Source organism: Helicobacter sp. 13S00477-4 (assembly GCF_002272785.1).
GTDB lineage: Bacteria > Campylobacterota > Campylobacteria > Campylobacterales > Helicobacteraceae > Helicobacter_J.
The window spans coordinates 30,891-48,918 of the sequence record NZ_MLAS01000004.1; the positions used below are offsets into that span (position 1 = coordinate 30,891).

General features: G+C 33.4%; 16 protein-coding genes and 1 pseudogene. 9 read left to right on the forward strand and 8 right to left on the reverse strand.

The window, feature by feature from the left end; genetic code table 11:
- Nucleotides 1-78 precede the first annotated feature (78 nt).
- Both BKH44_RS02885 and BKH44_RS02890 read right to left on the reverse strand, forming a co-directional pair.
- Entirely contained in the window at nt 79-357 is a 279-nt protein-coding gene (locus tag BKH44_RS02885) for a hypothetical protein (protein WP_095269891.1), read from the reverse strand.
- The gene (locus BKH44_RS02890; protein WP_095269893.1) at nt 357-1,100 is read right to left on the reverse strand and encodes a cytochrome c biogenesis protein CcdA; all 744 of its coding nucleotides are present in this window, start codon (nt 1,098-1,100) and stop codon (nt 357-359) included. The genes BKH44_RS02885 and BKH44_RS02890 overlap by 1 nt, the downstream gene beginning before the upstream one ends.
- A 237-nt stretch (nt 1,101-1,337) precedes the next feature.
- Between BKH44_RS02890 and BKH44_RS02895 the strand changes: the two are divergent.
- The 5 genes and pseudogenes from BKH44_RS02895 to BKH44_RS02915 form a co-directional block, all read left to right on the forward strand.
- Nucleotides 1,338-2,657: pseudogene (locus BKH44_RS02895) on the forward strand (DEAD/DEAH box helicase); the annotation flags it as partial.
- Between the two features lie 237 nt (nt 2,658-2,894).
- Complete coding sequence (locus tag BKH44_RS02900; RefSeq protein WP_095270036.1) at nt 2,895-3,809, forward strand: branched-chain amino acid transaminase; 915 nt, start codon at nt 2,895-2,897, stop codon at nt 3,807-3,809.
- Between the two features lie 16 nt (nt 3,810-3,825).
- Nucleotides 3,826-4,929, forward strand: a complete 1,104-nt coding sequence (locus BKH44_RS02905; protein WP_095269897.1) for an SPFH domain-containing protein — start codon at nt 3,826-3,828, stop codon at nt 4,927-4,929.
- Between the two features lie 10 nt (nt 4,930-4,939).
- On the forward strand, nt 4,940-5,650 hold the full coding sequence (gene hisIE / locus BKH44_RS02910; protein ID WP_095269899.1) for a bifunctional phosphoribosyl-AMP cyclohydrolase/phosphoribosyl-ATP diphosphatase HisIE: 711 nt from the start codon (nt 4,940-4,942) through the stop codon (nt 5,648-5,650).
- Entirely contained in the window at nt 5,643-6,167 is a 525-nt protein-coding gene (locus tag BKH44_RS02915) for a DUF2393 family protein (protein ID WP_095269901.1), read from the forward strand. The genes hisIE and BKH44_RS02915 overlap by 8 nt, the downstream gene beginning before the upstream one ends.
- On the opposite strand, the gene BKH44_RS02920 is transcribed toward BKH44_RS02915, so the two are convergent.
- Nucleotides 6,161-6,835 carry a 16S rRNA (uracil(1498)-N(3))-methyltransferase gene (locus BKH44_RS02920; protein ID WP_095269903.1) on the reverse strand — a complete coding sequence of 225 codons (675 nt, stop codon included), beginning with the start codon at nt 6,833-6,835 and terminating at the stop codon, nt 6,161-6,163. The genes BKH44_RS02915 and BKH44_RS02920 overlap by 7 nt on opposite strands.
- Nucleotides 6,836-6,838: 3 nt before the next feature.
- Complete coding sequence (locus BKH44_RS02925) at nt 6,839-7,261, reverse strand: hypothetical protein (RefSeq protein WP_095269904.1); 423 nt, start codon at nt 7,259-7,261, stop codon at nt 6,839-6,841.
- 111 nt (nt 7,262-7,372) lie between these two features.
- Between BKH44_RS02925 and hemH the strand changes: the two genes are divergently transcribed.
- From hemH to BKH44_RS02945, 4 genes are read left to right on the forward strand one after another with little or no spacing between them, the layout of a single operon-like run.
- A complete protein-coding gene (gene hemH / locus BKH44_RS02930; RefSeq protein ID WP_095269906.1) occupies nt 7,373-8,383 on the forward strand; it encodes a ferrochelatase in 1,011 nt (336 codons plus the stop codon).
- Nucleotides 8,383-9,021, forward strand: coding sequence for a thioredoxin fold domain-containing protein (locus BKH44_RS02935; protein WP_095269908.1), 639 nt, complete (start codon nt 8,383-8,385; stop codon nt 9,019-9,021). The genes hemH and BKH44_RS02935 overlap by 1 nt, the downstream gene beginning before the upstream one ends.
- A gap of 10 nt (nt 9,022-9,031) precedes the next feature.
- On the forward strand, nt 9,032-11,857 hold the full coding sequence (ccsA, locus tag BKH44_RS02940) for a cytochrome c biogenesis protein CcsA (RefSeq protein ID WP_095269910.1): 2,826 nt from the start codon (nt 9,032-9,034) through the stop codon (nt 11,855-11,857).
- Between the two features lie 17 nt (nt 11,858-11,874).
- The gene (locus BKH44_RS02945) at nt 11,875-13,917 is read left to right on the forward strand and encodes a hypothetical protein (protein ID WP_095269912.1); all 2,043 of its coding nucleotides are present in this window, start codon (nt 11,875-11,877) and stop codon (nt 13,915-13,917) included.
- Between the two features lie 6 nt (nt 13,918-13,923).
- Here BKH44_RS02945 and BKH44_RS02950 read toward each other — a convergent pair whose 3' ends face one another.
- The 4 genes from BKH44_RS02950 to BKH44_RS02965 are packed head-to-tail and all read right to left on the reverse strand — an operon-like array spanning nt 13,924 to nt 18,025.
- The gene (locus tag BKH44_RS02950; protein ID WP_095269914.1) at nt 13,924-14,247 is read right to left on the reverse strand and encodes a YnfA family protein; all 324 of its coding nucleotides are present in this window, start codon (nt 14,245-14,247) and stop codon (nt 13,924-13,926) included.
- Nucleotides 14,244-15,671, reverse strand: a complete 1,428-nt coding sequence (gene gatB / locus BKH44_RS02955) for an Asp-tRNA(Asn)/Glu-tRNA(Gln) amidotransferase subunit GatB (protein WP_095269916.1) — start codon at nt 15,669-15,671, stop codon at nt 14,244-14,246. Before gatB ends, BKH44_RS02950 begins: the two co-directional genes overlap by 4 nt.
- On the reverse strand, nt 15,668-16,978 hold the full coding sequence (locus BKH44_RS02960; RefSeq protein ID WP_095269918.1) for a pitrilysin family protein: 1,311 nt from the start codon (nt 16,976-16,978) through the stop codon (nt 15,668-15,670). The genes gatB and BKH44_RS02960 overlap by 4 nt, the downstream gene beginning before the upstream one ends.
- Entirely contained in the window at nt 16,979-18,025 is a 1,047-nt protein-coding gene (locus BKH44_RS02965; RefSeq protein WP_095269920.1) for a dehypoxanthine futalosine cyclase, read from the reverse strand.
- Nucleotides 18,026-18,028 lie beyond the last annotated feature (3 nt).

An 18,028-nucleotide genomic window follows, 5' to 3' on the forward strand; every position in this document is an offset into this window, starting at 1 on the left:
TTTTGCATTCATGATTGAAAATATATTTATTGAATGTTATTGTATCCAACTCCGTTTAAAAAATCTCTGTTTTTGATGTCAATGGGATTGGATATTTGTATTTTTTGTTTGTGAGGAATCAAGGAAAGACTTTAGGTTATTGAGGGTTTTATCTTTTTTAAAATCTTTGGATTCTTGTGCTGAAGCATAATCGTGTCCATCACAATATTGTCCTTCTAAGCTACCATCATTTAGAAAACTGCCTTTCAACCCTTTGGAATCTGTAGGTTGATCGCAGGCTTGTGGTATCATATCTTCTTGTGCATTTAAAAGTGCCAAAAAACAACATATGGTTATAATAGAAAATGTGATTTTCATCAGATGCCTCCAAGTTTGTTTAATAAAATTTGACTCAAATTCTGCATAGAACCACTTAGGATAATCAGACCAATGATGATGAGAAGGAGTCCTGAGATGATTTCAATGATTCGAGTATATTTTTTGATTTTGTTCAGTAGCCCTAATGCTTGGTTTAGCATGATAGCTACTATCAAAAAAGGGATACCTAAACCAATGGTATAAATAGTCATTAATGCTAATCCATAACCTTCTTGAGTGCCACTGAGTATGACGATGCTTGAAAAAATAGGTCCTATACAAGGAGTCCAGCCCAGTGCAAAACTCACCCCCAAAATAAAAGGTGAGATGAAATTGAGGAATTTATTTTTTGATTTGATTTCTAGGTTGGTTCTTTTGGTTTTGTATAAAAAATTGATACGTAATATACCCATAAAATGCAAACCAAAAATGATGATTACCCCGCCAGCTACATAATTTAACCAGCTTCCAATCAGGAAGTTTTCAATAAGCTTTGCCATTGAGGCACCCAATAGGATGAAAATAATCCCAAAGCCAAGGATGAATAGAAGAGATTTGATGAGTATTGTTATTTTGCTTGTTTGACCAGATTTTAGCTCTTCAAGAGAGGCACCAGATATGTAAGACATATAGGCAGGAATTAGAGGCAAGATACAAGGGCTTAAAAAAGTCAATATTCCTGCGAGCAAAGAAGCACTCATTGGTGCGGAATAAAAAATTTCCATCAGGGTATTGTCAAACATTCAAAAAACCTCACTTTCTTGCTTTTAAGATTCTAAGTAAAGCATAAAATATTAAATCAATGGATTATTATTTTTTTATCTTTGATATAAAAGATGCATAAAACATTATTCAAGTTATTCAAGCAGGGTTATTCAAATAAAAGGGAGAATACTCTGTTATAATTACAATAGCAAAAAGTCTGGTTGTGAAAGATTTTTGGCTTTTTGCCATCTAAAAATATATTAAAGTGAGCAAAAATGCCAAAAGAAAAATGCAATCAAGAAGTAAATGAAATTGAGTCTAGCTTTGACTCGCTTGGACTCAAACCCCAAGTTTTGAAAGGTATCATTGAAGCAGGTTTTACAACACCTAGCCCGATACAAGCTAAAGCTATCCCTGCAGTATTGGAAGGAAGAGATGTCATTGCTCAAGCCCAGACAGGGACAGGAAAAACAGCAGCTTTTGCTTTACCTATCATCAATAGGCTTAAAAATGATAAGACGATTGAAGCCCTTGTTATCACACCTACTAGAGAGCTTGCTATGCAGATTAGTGATGAAGTTTTTAAGTTAGGAAAATTTGCTAGGACAAGGACAGTATGTGTATATGGAGGGCAAAGTATCAAAAGACAATGTGAATTTATCCAAAAAATGCCTCAGGTAATGATAGCTACACCCGGTAGATTGCTAGATCATCTCAAAAACAATAGGATTGATAATTTTGTCCCTAAAATGGTCGTTTTGGATGAAAGTGATGAAATGTTAGATATGGGGTTTTTAGATGATATTGAAGAGATTTTTAGTTATTTGCCCAGTGATGCTCAAGTGCTTTTATTCTCAGCTACGATGCCACAACAGATACGGGCTTTGGCTGATAGGATATTGGACAATCCTGTGAATATTAAAATCACACCTACTAATATTACAAATGTTGATATCTCACAACGTTTTTATGTCATCAATGAAAGCGAGAGGAATGATGCCATTATGAGGTTGCTTGATACGCAATCCCCTTCAAGGAGTATCATTTTTACGCGGATGAAAAAAGAAGCTGATGAGCTCAATAGTATTTTGAGTGCGAAAGGATATAGATCTGTGGCGTTGCATGGTGATATGGAACAAAGAGAGAGGAGGCAATCTATCAATGCTTTTAAGATGGAAAAAGCTGATATACTCGTGGCAACTGATGTTGCGAGTAGAGGGCTTGATATCAGTGATGTGAGTCATGTTTTTAACTATCATATACCTTTGAATCCTGAAAGTTATGTGCATCGTATTGGTAGGACAGGGAGGGCTGGGAAAAAAGGCATAGCTATCACTCTTGTAACTCCATTGGAATATAAAGAGTTACAAAGGATTCAAAAAGATATTGGCTCTAAGCTTGAACTTTATGAAATCCCGATGGTAAACTCAGATGGAGATAAAATGCTTGAAAATATCTTAAAAGCAAAAGTAACTGATGAAATAGTGAGCCTTTATGAAAGCCTCAAGGATAAAATAGATCCTTCACAATTATCGCTCAAACTTTTGGCTATGCAGGTCAAATCACGAAAAATTGGTCTGAGCAGGCAAGAGATACTTAAAATAGAAGACAAACATTCAGGGAAAGAAAATAAATCAAATAAGCCTAATTCAAGGAAAGTTTTTAATAATAAAAGTAACAAGAGATATTCTAGATCACAGAATGGAAGGGATTCGGGAGGAAATTTTTCAAAATCAAAGCATGCTGAAGGAAAAAGAAGATAACTTTGATTTGATTGAATAGATTTTGATAGAATTGTCCATTAACTTTAGGATAAAGTGGAGTTTAAAATGATAAAAGAAGCACAGTATATATGGAAAGATGGAGAGTTGGTTGCGTGGAAAGATGCTACAACACATATACTTTCACATACACTACATTATGGAAATGCTGCATTTGAAGGAACAAGGGCTTATGCTACACCAAAAGGATTGGCGATTTTTCGCTTGAGTGATCACACAAAAAGGTTGCTCAATTCTTGTAAGATTGTTGCTATTGAATGTCCTTATACTCAAAAACAACTTGAAGATGCTCATATAGAGCTTTTGAGAGCAAATACTTATGAGGGGAATGTTTATCTCCGACCCATTGTGTTTTTGGGCTATGGGGTGATGGGTGTCAATCACATGGAAGCACCTGTGAATGTTGCGATAGCAGCCTGGGAATGGGGGGCTTATTTAGGTGAAGAAGGTATACTCAATGGTATTAGGGTGAAGACTAGTTCTTTTGCTAGGAATTCTGTAAAATCAATGATGGGAAAAGCTAAAATTGCTGCTAATTATTTGAATTCTCAAATGGCAAAACACGAAGCTTTGAAATGTGGTTGTGAAGAAGCATTGTTATTAGATGAAAGTGGTTTTGTCGCTGAGGGGAGCGGGGAGTGTTTTTTTATAGTTCGTGATGGGGTGCTTATCACGCCTACATATGAAAATTCTTTGGAATCTATCACTCAAGCTACTGTGATTGAGATAGCTAAGGATATTGGCATTGAGGTAGTTCAAAGACGTGTGAGTCGTGATGAAGTCTATATTGCTGATGAAGCATTTTTTACAGGGACTGCAGCAGAAATCACACCTGTGAAGGAGCTAGATTTTAGGGTGATTGGTTCAGGTAAGGCTGGAGCAATCACACAGAGACTACAAAAAGAATTTTTTAGTCTTGTGATGGGTCAAAATGTCAAATATAGCCATTATTTGACTTATATTTAAATAAAAAAGGAGAAACATGCCCATTGATTTAAATGAACATTTGAAAAAAAAGAATGAGCAGCTTGGCAAGGAAGAGCCTAAAAAAAGTGATAATAATTCCCCAAAAAATTCAGGTTTTAAGCCACCTCATATCCCACAAAATTTTTATATAAATAAAAAGATTTCTACATTGATTGGTGTGATTATAATTGTGGTGATTGTTTTAATCGCTAAACCTTTTGTAGTCATCAATTCTGGTGAGATTGGTATCAAAGTAACGGCTGGAAAATATGATAATACGCCTTTGCAGCCCGGTATCCATTTTTTTGTCCCAGTGATACAAAATATCATTGTTGTAGACACACGTGTGAGGACTATCAACTTTTCTCGCACAGAAGATATGGGGGTTGTGGGTAAGAATCAGGGTATTTTTAGAAATGATGCTATCAATGTAATGGATTCTAGAGGTCTTACTGTTTCAATTGAGCTAACAGTACAATATCGTCTAAACCCTCAAACTGCTCCACAAACCATTGCTACTTATGGTTTGAGTTGGGAACAAAAGATTATCAATCCAGTAGTCAGGGATGTGGTTAGGAGTGTTGTAGGTCGGTATCCTGCTGAAGATCTGCCAACCAAACGCAATGAGATTGCTACTCTGATAAGTTCAGATATCAGCAAGGAAATGTCAAAATTCCCCAATTCGCCTGTTGAATTGAGTTCTGTGCAATTACGAGAAATAGTTTTGCCACAAAATATCAAAGAACAGATCGAAAAAGTACAGATTGCCAGACAAGAATCTGAGAGGGTACGTTACGAAGTGGAACGTTCTAAGCAAGAGGCAGAGAAGGTAGCAGCATTGGCTAAAGGTGAAGCTGATGCAAGTCGTATTAAAGCACAGGGTGTTGCTGATGCCATTGTGATTGAAGCGAAAGCAAAATCTCAAGCCAATAGAAGTATCGCTCAGAGCTTGACTGATAAATTGCTACAACTCCGACAGATAGAGACACAAAGCAAATTTAACGAAGCATTAAAAACAAATAAAGATGCTCAAATATTTTTGATGCCCGGAGGAGCTGTACCTAATATATGGGTAGATTCTAAGAATAAGCAAAAAAACACTTCAGCTAGTGGGAAGTAAGTATTAGAAAATGGATCAAGAATCAATAAAATCTATTATAAAAAGATTAGATTGGGAAAAATCTCCCTTGATCCCTGCAATAGTGCAAGAATATAAAAGCAAAGATATTTTGATGTTAGGTTTTATGAATCCTGAAGCTTTTGAGCTTACTTTGCAGACAGGATTTGTGCATTATTTTTCTCGCACAAGAGAACGTATTTGGAAAAAAGGTGAAAAGAGTGGTCATACTCAAAGACTCATTGAGGTATATATAGATTGTGATTGTGATACATTGCTTTTGAAAGTCCAACAAGAGGGCAATGTCTGTCATACTGGACGTGATAGTTGTTTTTTTCAAAGCATTGATATTGAAAGTGGTGTATTTCAACATTTGGGTCAGAGTATAGATATGAGCAGTCAATATGAGATTGTAGATGTTTTATATCATACCCTTCAAGAGAAAAAAGGTGAGTCTCCTGATAAATCATATACAGCTTCTTTATATGCTAAAGGTGATAATGCCATTTGTAAAAAGATTGTTGAAGAGGCTGGAGAGTTTGCCTTTGCTATCAAAGATAATGATAAAGAACAAATTATTTATGAATGTGCAGATTTGATTTATCATACTCTTGTAGGCTTGAGTCATAAAAATATCAGTCCTGATTTGATAAGACAAGAGTTGAAAAGAAGGACTAATATGAGTGGCATAGAAGAGAAAAATAGTAGAAAAAGCAATGATTGAAGAGATAAAAGATCTGCTTTTGATGGTATTTTATCGTCTGAGCTATATTGAGATTGGGTTATTTTTATTTATTTTTATCATTTTTATGCTTATTTTTGGACTGGGGTTAGTATTTTATACTAAAAAAATCCTATCATCAATTTTATTTTTGTTGGCTTTTGTTGTTTTGTTTTCACCACCTTTTGTCATCAGGTACTTAATGCAAGAAAAGCTATATAAGGTTGAAGTTTCGTATAATCGTGCTTCTCCTTTGGAATATACTGATTCTTTTTTTATTGATATGGATATAAAAAATATAGGAAAATTAGATATCCATAAATGTTTTGTGAAGGTAAATGTTTTGAGGAGTGGGGATAGGTTGGCTGTTGTTTTGAGGAATTTATTTTTTGCAGAAAAAAGTTTTCTTCGCTCAATTTCTAGTGTTATTAAACCTAATCAAAGTGAGCATTTTGTAATAGTGATTGATGATTATCATTATAGGCATCAACCTTATAAAGTGTATTTGAATTGTTATTGATTCCCTAAGCTTGCCAAAATAAGAGCTGCACACTCACTTTTCAATGTGATGTTTTGAGGGGTTGTGTAAATATTATTATCTTTGAATAATATTTTTTCTTGTGGGTCAAATCCGCCTTCTGGTCCTATGAGTATACCTGTTGTGAGATCGGGTGGATTTTGATAAATATTTTTGCCTCCAAAGTCAAATACATGGCATTTTGGATATGCTTGTAAGATTTCTTGAGTGTTGGCCATTATTTCTAATGTCATTATAGAACTCCTGCCACATTGTTCACAAGAACTTATTAGTATTTTTTCTAGTTTATCTAAAGATATTTTTTCATTTTTTTGACTTCGATTGGCATAGAAAAAAGTTATTTTACTTACACCGATTTGATTGAGGTAAGGTAGGATTTTTTCAATATTTTTTGTTTGGATGATAGACCAAATTAGGTGGGTATATTTTTTTGGTAATATTGGAAGGTATAGGCTTTCTTGAAGTTTTAATTCAGAGTGATTGCGTGAAATATTAATGTGTTTATAAGTATATAGATAATCATCTTTGAGATTTCTAAGCAAGATATTCTCTTGTAACTTTGTACGTCTTGATTGATAGATGTGGTTGTAGAGATTGCCTTCTATTTTTAGAGATGGAGTTTTGGCATCTTTGTGATAAGCAAAATGCATTTTTTAAAATTTGACTGCAAAATATATAGAGATACAAAACAATAAATCAATGATATAGAGTATTTTACAATATTTGAGGTATTTTATCATTAGCGACTCTTTTGTCTTAGCAATTTTTAGTTTTTTTATGCGAAAGATTTCACCAATAAAAATAAACAATACACCCACTATCATTAAAAAGACTCTTGAGTCAATGACAAAATGTTGCATTGCCATTACAAATATTCCACTGAAAAAAGCCACAGTAATCAAGAAAAAAATCATTGGCATCACAAACCAAATTTTACGGTTGATTTTTATATAGTCTTTTTGGGTAAATAAGGTGTAGAGATTGATGATAAAAGGGAGTGGCATAAAATACATAAAAAAAGCGTGAAAAAATATTGCATCATTAAACGCTTTGGCAATCATATCTATTTCTTGCATAAAAACTCCCTGATTTTGAAATTTAAGTAGTTTGATTCTTGGTTTAGATTTTATCATTATTAACTTTATTTCAATATTATAGCACGATTACATAGAGATACAAAAATAGCGATGGGAGCTGGGGTTAGAACTTTTACAAAAATACAGAAAGGATCAAATATCAAAACATCCAAAGAGGCTGTATTGTTATTGAATATGGGCGGACCAAGCAATCTTTATGAAGTGCGAACTTTTTTGACCAATCTTTTTAATGATCCTTATATTCTGCAGATAAAGAGTAGATTTTTTAGGAAGATTATCAGTAGTTTTATAGTCAATAGACGATTGGAAACATCAAAAGGAATTTACAAAGCCATTGGAGGTAAATCTCCTATGGTTGAGACTATCTTTTCTCTGACTCAAAAGCTTAATAGTTTTGATGCTCAAAGGTATTATACTTATGCAATGAGGTATACTCCACCTTATACAGAAGATGTTTTAAGGGATTTGCAAAATCAGGGGTTTGATTCTATTATTTTATTGAGTATGTATCCACAATATTCTACCACTACAACTCTTTCTTCTTTGAGTGAAGTGCATAGATGTTTAAAGCTTCTTGATTATAAGCCTAGCATTAAAATAATTGAAAGATTTTATGATGATATTACTTTCAATCAATCTATTATTTCTCAAATCCAAAGTTTGATTCAAAAACAAGATAGCAGAGAATTTGTATTGATTTTTTCAGCACATGGTTTGCCTGAAAGTATTGTTCAAAAAGGTGATACTTATCAGGAAGAATGCGAAAAAAATGTAGAGATACTCAAGGGCATGATTGAGCAAAGCGGTATTGAATTTTTAGATATAGTGTTGTCTTATCAGTCTAAGGTCGGTCCAATGAAATGGATAGGTCCAAGCACAGATGAAATTGTTAAAAAATACGTAGATAAAAAAATCATCATTTACCCTTTATCTTTTACAATAGATAATTCTGAAACAAAATATGAGCTTTGTATTCAGTATAGAGAATTGGCACAAAATGCAGGTGTCAAAGAGTATATTGTATCCCCTTGTTTGAATGATACACAAGAGTTTGTAGAAATAATCTTTGGTTTGGTAAAATCTCTAAAAGGAGTAAAGTAATGAGAAGAACTTTTTTATTGTTGGCAATCTTGATGATAACTTTGATTGCTTCTATTGGTATTTCTGGATGTAAGAGTGAGGATAAAATAGATTCGAGTGTGATTTCAACAGGTACGGATATTCCAGAAGCAGTGCAAAAAGAAAATGAAAATTTAGATAAAAAAAGTTATGCAGGTTTGGAAGATGTATTCAATGATACTAAGGTCATCACACCGAATGGAAAATATATGATGATGGTATTTGGCGCAAATGGCTGTCCTTATTGTGAAAAACTCAAAAAAGATATTAAAAGTACGCCAACAATGAAAGATTATATCAAAGATCATTTCACCGCTTATTATATTAATTTAAGTTATTCAAAAATGCATGATTTTAAAGTAGGTACAAAAGATGATCCTAAAGAAGTCAAAGTTTCTACAGCTCAATTAGGACAAATGTATGATGTTCGTCCTACCCCTACAATTGTCTTTTCTGATACCGATGGAAAGACAATTTTAGAATTTCCTGGTTATATGCCTGAAAAACAATTTATGGCAATGCTTGAATTCATAGGAAGTGGAGAGTGGAAGAAGGCAAAAGATCAAAAAGAACTCAATAAAATGCTTCAAGATTTTGTTTTAAAACAATCAAATTCTTAAGAGTAATTTGATGAAAACCTTTAAACTACTCTTTTGTTCATTTTGGGTTGCTATCCCCTTGCTTTTTATATATGCTACTGTTACAGCGATAGCGACTTTTATAGAAAATGATTATGGGACTCCTGCTGCTAGGGCTTTAGTTTATAATACTTATTGGTTTGATTTTTTGCATATTTATTTGTTGATAGTTTTGATTGGAACGTTGATTGTCTCAAAAGCTTGGCAAAGAAAGAAATATGCAAGCATATTGTTTCATGCTTCATTGGTAGTGATTATTTTTGGAGCAGGGGTTACTAGATTTTATGGATTTGAGGGGACTATGCATATTCGTGAAGGTAACAGTACATCTTCAATCACTACTAGTGATAGTTTCATTAATATCAAGGCTATTTCTGCTGATGGCATTGAGCAAAAAATATCCATTCCAACTAATATTTCTGCATTTTCAAGACACAAGTTTAAAAAAACAGTGATGATTTTCAATAAACCTTTGGAATTAAAGTCTCTTGAAGTGCGTAAAAAAAATTTAGACAAGAGTGATAATCATACTTTTTTGGTCTTAGATGCTTTCTATAATGGTGTTGAGCGGGTTTATAATATTATTGGCGGACCTGGTATTGTAAGTCAAGATACAGAGGCTATCTTTGATAATGGAGTAAAGATTTTTATTAATTGGGGAGTTACAAAAATCCAACTTCCTTTTGCTATAAAATTAAATAAATTTGATTTAGAGCATTATCCAGGATCGATGAGTCCTTCTTCTTATGCTTCTGAAGTAGAAGTTTTAGATTCTGAAGGAAAAGTATTGATGCCTTATAAAATTTATATGAATCATGTTTTGGATTATGATGGGTATAGATTTTTTCAATCTTCTTATGATACAGATGAAAAAGGCACCATACTTTCAGTCAATAAAGATCCGGGCAAAATCCCTACTTATATTGGTTATACAATGTTGATTTTAGGAGCAGTTTGGATGTTATTTGCTAAGGGAGGAAGATTCCGAAAATTAGCCCAATTCCTCAAGGAGCAAAAAATCGCAAGTCTACTATTTGTGATTGTTTTTGGACTGAGTATGGGGCAGATTTTACATGCTTCTGAAGGCAAAATTCAAACACATGGTCCTGCTGCGACTCAAACTTTGCCTCAAGATTCAAATATCCAAGAGAGTCAATCTGTCCCAGAAGTCTCTCAAACAGAGATTTTACAAAGACTTAAAAATTTAAAGAAAAACTCTAAAGATCATACTAAAAAATTTGCTCGTCTCCAACTGCAAGATTTTGGTGGTCGTATCAAACCTATTGATACTATGGCTATGGATATTGTGCATAAGATTACAAAAAAAGATGGTTTTATGGGGTTAAACAATAATCAGGTATTTTTAGGGATGATGCTCTATCCAAATGATTGGCGAGATATTAAAATGATTTATACTTCAACCCCAAAGTTGAGAGAAATTTTGGGTGTAGATGTAGATCAAAAATGGATTGCTTTTTCAGATGCTTTTGGTCCGAATGGATATCGATTGCAAAATTATGTTCAAGAAGCTAATCTTAAGAAACCCAATGAAAGAGGTACGTTTGATAAAGATGTTTTGAATGTCGATGAGAGGATAAATTTAGTTTATATGGTTTTTAGTGGGGAAATTTTGAGGATATTTCCAGATAAGAACTCTTCTACATGGCTTAGTCCATTAGCTGCATTGAAAAAATCAGATCCAAGCACAGCTTTAGAGATAAAGACTATCCTGAATGATATTTTTGATGGCTTTGATATTGGTATCGCTGATGACCAATGGAGTAAAGCAGATGAGGCGTTGGATAAGCTTGCAAAATACCAGCAGATTCATGGTAAAGATTTATATTTATCAAAATCTAAAATTGATTCGGAAATTTTTTTGAATCATATGAATTTTTTTGATAAGTTGACTTTACCTTACATTTTGCTGGGCATTGCTTTATTTGCTACAATCCTTATAGCTGTTTTACGTGATAAAATCATAAATATTTGGTTGCATAGAGGATTTTATACTTTAATCCTCATATGCGTACTCATACATACTTTTGGGCTTGTGTTGCGTTGGTATGTCAGTGGGCATTCACCATGGAGTAATGCTTATGAATCAATGCTTTACATTGCATGGGCTGCTGGAGTAGCTGGGGTTGTTTTCTTTAGAAAATCAAATCTTGCCCTTTGTGCTTCAAGTTTTTTGGCAGGTATTTCTCTTTTTGTCGCACATATTGGTTTTATGGATCCTCAGATTGGTAATCTTGTGCCTGTATTGAAATCTTATTGGCTCAATATACATGTTTCTGTTATCACTGCAAGTTATGGATTTTTAGGGTTGTGTTTTATTCTTGGTGTGATTACTTTGATAATGTTTATTTTTAGAAATCCTAAACGACCTAATATTGATCATATAATCCTTTCTTTGAATGCTATTAATGAGATGAGTATGATTTTTGGTTTATTGATGCTTACGGTTGGGAATTTTTTAGGAGGTGTTTGGGCTAATGAGTCTTGGGGTAGATATTGGGGTTGGGATCCTAAAGAAACTTGGGCATTGATTTCTATTGGTATTTATGCGATTGTTTTGCACCTTAGGTTTATGGGATTTGCATTTATGCCTTATATTTTTGCGAGTGCAAGTGTGATTGCATTTTATTCTATTTTGATGACATATTTTGGAGTGAATTATTATTTATCAGGTATGCATAGCTATGCAGCTGGAGATCCGGTACCTATACCTGTATTTTTATATTATTTTGTAGCTTGTAGCTTGATTTTAATCATATGGGCAGCCTTTAAACGCAAATTATTAACACCTAAAATTTAAAAAACCAAAGGAGTGGAGTGAAAAAATTTATTTTGTGGTTCATAGGGAGTATTGTTTTTTTATTGGTTTTATTTTATATTTTACTTTTTACCCAAATAGGGAATGATTTATTAAAACCCTTTGTGCAATCTCAAATCAATAGGCATTTTCCCATTCCATTAGAGTTAGAAAAATTTTCTTTAAGGTTTTCAAATCTGGAGGCTTCCTTAAAACATAATGATGATTTGCAGATTGATTTGAAAAGTATTTTTTCACTCTGGACTCAAAAAGTTGATGGTAAAATCAACATCGTATTTGACAGCTCTATTGCAGGAGTTGATTCTCCCTACCATGGGAAATTCAAAATTAAGTCTTCTTTGAAAGGTAAATTCCGGGATTTATTAGTGCATGTTTGTAGTGATATTGCTGATTCTAAAACACATCTTCAAGCTAGATTGAAAAATTTTTCTCTCAATGCGTTGGAAGTGGATATTGCACATTTGAATTTGCAAAATTTATTACCTCTTTTGGGTCAAAAGTCGTATGTAAAAGGTGTTTTGAAAGCACAAGCAAACCTTGAGTCTGATGACAAAAAAAATCTTTTAGGTGAAGCTGTTTTGCAGGTTCAAGATGGCAGTTTGGATACAGCTTTAGTAAAAAATGATTTTAAAATCACGATACCTAAGACGGATTTCTTGTTGAATATAGAGGGTGATTTTGAGGATAAGTTGATTAAAAATCGTTTCAATTTAAATTCTAATCTCGGTGATATAGCTTCAAATGGGACGATAGAAACACAGACTGGCAAAATTGATAATGTTTATCATATAGATTTGATAGATATTGCTCCATTAACACCATTTTTTAAAATCCCTCTTAGAGGTAATTTTGAAGCTTTGGGTAAGATAAAAAGAGTCAAAGAATCTTTAAACATTGAAGGTGAAGCTGACATCGCAAATTCTAAAAGTGCCTATCAGGTAGCTTTAAAGAACTTTAACCTTGATAGTATTCATTTTGATATTAAAAAATTGAGTATAAATAAAATCTTGTGGATGTTATATCAGCCTCAATATATTGATGGAGAAGTTGATATTAAGGGTAATGTAAGTGATTTTAATAAAAATCTTTCACTTAAAGTTGCAGCAAACATGACTGGGAATACCATGAATGTGCCAATAAAAAAACATTTAGGCTTGGATATGCCACATACTATTTTTAATACCCAAGTAGGTGTGTTTTTAAATCAAGGTATTGGCAAGATGAATGTTGAATTTGATTCTTCTTTAGGGAGTCTTAAGATTCCAAAAATTGATTTGAATTTGATTGAAAATTCTTTCAAAGGCGATTATAATTTATCTTTGCCAGATTTAAAAAAGTTACATTTTATTACAGGTATGCCTATGAAAGGTGCTTTTGATTTAAATGGTAAAATGCAATATGCTCCAAATAACTATTTTATTGACTTTAATTCAGATGATTTAGGGGGGAGGCTTAAGGGTATTCTTGAAAATCATCATTTAAAGGCAGATCTTGAAAATATACCAGTAGAAAATATTTTAATCTTTTTTGATGTGCCTGATGTATTTGATGCTTTCGCTTCCGGAAATCTTGATTATGATTTAGAGACCCAAAAAGGTAAGCTCAATCTCATCATGCAAAATGGTAAATTCACACAGAATGATTTTACCTATATGATAAAAAAATATACTAATTTTGATATAACAAAACAAATTTTTGATGATGTGAAATTTTCATCTAGCTTAAATAAAAAAATTTTAGATGCGAAGTTAAATATACAAAATGATCAACTCAAAGTAGATTCTGATAAAATGAAAATTGATTTAGGCAAAAATAAGATTGATTCAAAAATCAAATTGACTTTCGGAAAAGATTTTATTTATACCTTGCTTAAAGGGGATTTGAATGCTCCAAAAGTAGAAATTGATGCAAGTGAATTATTGAAAAAAGAAACGATTAAAGCTATCAATAAAGGAGCAAATAAAGTTATTGAAAAATATGTTCCAAAAGAAAGTCAAGAAAAGGTCAAAAGAATCCTTGATGGCGTATTGAAAAATTTTTAGTTTTTTCTATTGACGTGGGGAATACATCATAATGCTTACTCCACTGAGTATGACAATAGAACCTATAATATCGTATTTGTCTGGCTTAAATCCATCAATAAAGCAAGCCCATAATAATGAAAATATGATAAAAATACCACCATAAGCAGCATACACTCTGCCAAAACTATCTGTCTGTAAGGTTGCTATTAACCCATAGATAACAATACAAATAGCCCCAAATAATCCTATCCAAATACTTTGATTTTGTTTCATCCATATCCATATCAAATATCCTCCACCTACTTCAAATATACAGGCTAAGATAAAAATACTAATAGATTTTATCAATGGAGTTTTTCTTTGAGGAGTTCGTTGAGTCGGTTGGGATTGGCACCTTTTACATTTTTCATTACCTGCCCTACAAAGAATCCAAGTAATTTATCTTTCCCGTTTTTATATTCTTCTACTTTGTCTGCATTGGCATTTAAAACATTTTCAATAGCTTGTAAGATTGCTTTATCATCATTGATTTGAGCAAGTCCAAGAGATTCAATAAGGTTATCTATATCCCCACCTTTTTTTTCTATGAGGACATCAAGGATTTCTTTAGCACTTTTGCCACTGATTTTACCTTCTTCAATCCTTTTTACTAAAGTACTCAAAGTTTTTGCATCAATGTTACAATTTTGAAGGGTTGATTCGCCTTTGAGCCTCCCAATCAATTCCACAGTTAGCCAAGTAATACTTGCTTTGGGTGATGCTCCTTGTGCTAACATTGTTTCAAAATAATTAGCCATTTCTAGATTGCTAGTTACCACAAGTGCATCACTTTCCTTGATGCCAAACTCTTTGATATAACGTTCTTTTTTTTCATCAGGGAGTTCTGCAATTTCTCTTCCTTCTTTAAACAAAGTTTCATCAATATAAACATTCAAAAGATCTGGATCTGGGAAATATCTGTAATCAGCTGATTCTTCTTTTCCTCTCATGGAGCGAGTGACGCCTTTTTCTGTATCAAAAAGTCTTGTTTCTTGAATGATTTCTTGGTTGTATTTGTTATCTTCCCAAGCTTCTGATTGTCGTTGTATTTCATATTCTATGGCTTTTTGGATAAATCTAAAGCTATTGAGATTTTTTATTTCTACTCTTGTGTATAGATTACAGTCTCCATGTGGTCTGATAGAGACATTAGCATCACACCTAAAGCTACCTTCTTGCATATTGGCATCAGAGATTCCAATAAATCTTACGATTGAATGGAGTTTTTTTAGATAAGCTATAGCTTCATCACTATTACGCATATCTGGTTCTGAAACTATTTCTAATAAAGGAGTGCAAGCACGATTCAAGTCCACTTTGGAATACTCGTCTTCGTGAATGTTTTTACCCGCGTCTTCTTCCATATGTGCACGTGTGATGCCAATGATTTTTTTCTTCCCATTGAGCTCTATTTCTATATTACCTTTACCGACAATAGGGACATCAAATTGTGAAATTTGATAAGCTTTTGGCAAGTCTGGGTAAAAATAATTTTTTCTGGCAAAAATTGAATTTTGATTGATTTGTGCTTGGATAGCGGTACCAAATTGAATAGCTTTTTTGACGACTTCACGATTCAGAACAGGCAAAGCACCTGGCAATCCAAGACAAGTTGGACATACATTAATATTGGGTGATTCACCAAAGCTTGTAGGGCAGGAGCAAAAAATTTTTGTTTTGGTGTTGAGTTGGACATGCACTTCAAGACCAATGATGGTTTCAAAATGACTCATTTTACCTCCTTTTTTGTGAGGATACTAAAAGTGAGATCTTTTATTTCAGCGTGTGAACGGATGTAGTCATTGAGTTCTTTGAGGGTTAGATTTTTGATTTGTTCAAGCTGTGTTTTGTTAAAATCAAGTGGAAGCCCTAAATAAAAATTGTAAAATTTTGTAGATACACGTTCTGAGAGTGTTTCATTTCTTAATGGTTCTGAACCCAAGAGGAATTTTTTTGCTCCATCAAGTTCTTCTTGAGTGGCACCATTTTTGATGAAATCATCAATAACTTTTTTGACCAAGTCAATACTTTCATCTTGGTTTTTGATTTGAGTTTGTAAATAGCCTGTTGTGTAGTTTGTTATTTTACCAGGTATAATCCTCATATATGCTGAATAAGCTAGGCCTCTTTTGACACGAATTTCTTCCATTAAGCGACTTCCAAAGCCACTTGAGCCTAATATAAAAGACATTACCCTTGCTTTATAAGATTCTGTTTTGAGGTCTTTAACGACAAAAGGTGAACCAAAATATATATAAGCTTGCTGTGTATCCTTATAGATTATCTTTTTTTGTGGTTTGGGGTTGGCATTATAATGATGTGTCTGGGATTTTTCTCCTAAGGGTAGTGTATTTAGAATGGGTTTGAGTAAAGATAGGGTTTTATTTATATCTATATCCCCCCCTATAATTATTATGAGACGAGAGAGTGAAAGATTTTGTTGGAGATAATTTTTGATATCTGCGAGTTTGATATTTCCTACACTTTTAACAGTGCCTAATGGTGGTTGTGCTAATGGGGTATTTTTGAATAGCATTGATTGAAGAGTTGTATTAGCTATGTAGTCGAAATCACTTTGTTTATCCAAGAGATTTGAGATGGTTTTGGTTTGGACTTTTTTTAGTGCATTAGATGAGAGGTTGGGGGATTTTAGTAAATCTGCTAGGAAGCCAATAGCATTTTTTTCTTGTTCTTTGAGGTAGCTTAATTCAATATTTAAGGTATCACTACCTGAAACTGAACTTAAGCTGATTGCTTTTTGTTCAAGCAGATCTGAAAATTTTGTTGCACCAAGTTCTTTAGTCCCTTCATTTAGAAGACTTGCAGAAAGTTTAGCGAGTCCAATTTTATCTCCATCACTTACGCTCCCCCCACCAACAAAGGTAAAACGAATGAAGCCTGTGGGTAAAAGTTTGGATTCTTCATAAATCACAGGGATTTTGATATCTTTGATTTCATAAAACTTAATGGATTCATTTAGGTTGTTTGCGTTCATAGAAACTCCTATAAATAATAATAATGTGATGATGGATTTTTTCATTCAATACCTTTTGAGGATTTCATAAGCTGTGTTTCTTTTTGCAGGGTATTCGCCAATATCTTTGATGAGGTGTATCATTTCTTCTTCATTCATACTATGGCTTGCTCCTGCAGCAGCGACAACATTTTCTTCCATCATAGTGCTACCTAAATCATTCGCACCAAAGAGAAGTGCTAGTTGACCAATGTGTGATCCTTGTGTTACCCATGAGCTTTGAATATTTTTAATATTATCCAAGTAAAGCCGACTGCAAGCTAGAAGTCTTAAATATCGGTTTGAAGAGGCTTTTTTTAGGTGAGGCATTTCTTCTTGAAGGGGAGTATTTCTTGGCTGGAAACTCCAGAGGATAAAAGCTCTGAATCCTCCTGTTTCATCTTGAAGATTCCTAACTCTATCCCAATGCTCTACTACATCTTCATCTTCATCAACACTACCAAACATCATAGTAGCTGTACTTTTAATATCTAGTTTGTGTGCAAGTTTATGTACTTCTATCCATTCATCAGAATCTAGTTTTTTAGGTGCGATGATATCACGAACCCTATCGCTTAAGATCTCTGCTCCAGCACCGGGTATAGAACTCAAACCTACTGATTTTAGCCTTGATAAGACTTCAGAGATACTGAGTTTGGAAACTTTAGCAATATAGTTTATTTCAATAGCAGAAAATCCGTGTACAGTGATAGTAGGGTATTTTTGATGGATGTGAGAAACCAAGTCTTCATAGTAGTCAATTTTGAGTTTTGGGTGTACGCCGCCTTGAAAAAGAATCTGTGTCCCTCCTATGGCAATGAGTTCGTCAATTTTTTTATCAATTTCTTCAAAGCTCAAGATATATTGACCCTCTTCATTGAGTCGTCTTTTGAAAGCACAAAATTTACAATCTACCCAACAAATATTAGTGTAATTGATATTGCGATCAACGATAAAGGTTGTGATTTTATCGGGGTGTAACTTTTGTTTTGTTTTATTTGCCATTTCTCCAAGCTCTTTAAGGGATGCATTTTTCATCAAGTGGAGTATTTCTTGATTGCTTATTCGTTTCATTGA

Bases quoted from the DNA above. Each gene is read 5' to 3' on its own strand.
- BKH44_RS02885 (WP_095269891.1), bottom strand. From the start codon at position 357: ATGAAAATCACATTTTCTATTATAACCATATGTTGTTTTTTGGCACTT.
- BKH44_RS02890 (WP_095269893.1), bottom strand. From the start codon at position 1,100: ATGTTTGACAATACCCTGATGGAAATTTTTTATTCCGCACCAATGAGT.
- BKH44_RS02905 (WP_095269897.1), top strand. From the start codon at position 3,826: ATGCCCATTGATTTAAATGAACATTTGAAAAAAAAGAATGAGCAGCTT.
- hisIE (WP_095269899.1), top strand. From the start codon at position 4,940: ATGGATCAAGAATCAATAAAATCTATTATAAAAAGATTAGATTGGGAA.
- BKH44_RS02915 (WP_095269901.1), top strand. From the start codon at position 5,643: ATGATTGAAGAGATAAAAGATCTGCTTTTGATGGTATTTTATCGTCTG.
- BKH44_RS02920 (WP_095269903.1), bottom strand. From the start codon at position 6,835: ATGCATTTTGCTTATCACAAAGATGCCAAAACTCCATCTCTAAAAATA.
- BKH44_RS02925 (WP_095269904.1), bottom strand. From the start codon at position 7,261: ATGCAAGAAATAGATATGATTGCCAAAGCGTTTAATGATGCAATATTT.
- hemH (WP_095269906.1), top strand. From the start codon at position 7,373: ATGGGAGCTGGGGTTAGAACTTTTACAAAAATACAGAAAGGATCAAAT.
- BKH44_RS02935 (WP_095269908.1), top strand. From the start codon at position 8,383: ATGAGAAGAACTTTTTTATTGTTGGCAATCTTGATGATAACTTTGATT.
- ccsA (WP_095269910.1), top strand. From the start codon at position 9,032: ATGAAAACCTTTAAACTACTCTTTTGTTCATTTTGGGTTGCTATCCCC.
- gatB (WP_095269916.1), bottom strand. From the start codon at position 15,671: ATGAGTCATTTTGAAACCATCATTGGTCTTGAAGTGCATGTCCAACTC.
- BKH44_RS02960 (WP_095269918.1), bottom strand. From the start codon at position 16,978: ATGAAAAAATCCATCATCACATTATTATTATTTATAGGAGTTTCTATG.
- BKH44_RS02965 (WP_095269920.1), bottom strand. From the start codon at position 18,025: ATGAAACGAATAAGCAATCAAGAAATACTCCACTTGATGAAAAATGCA.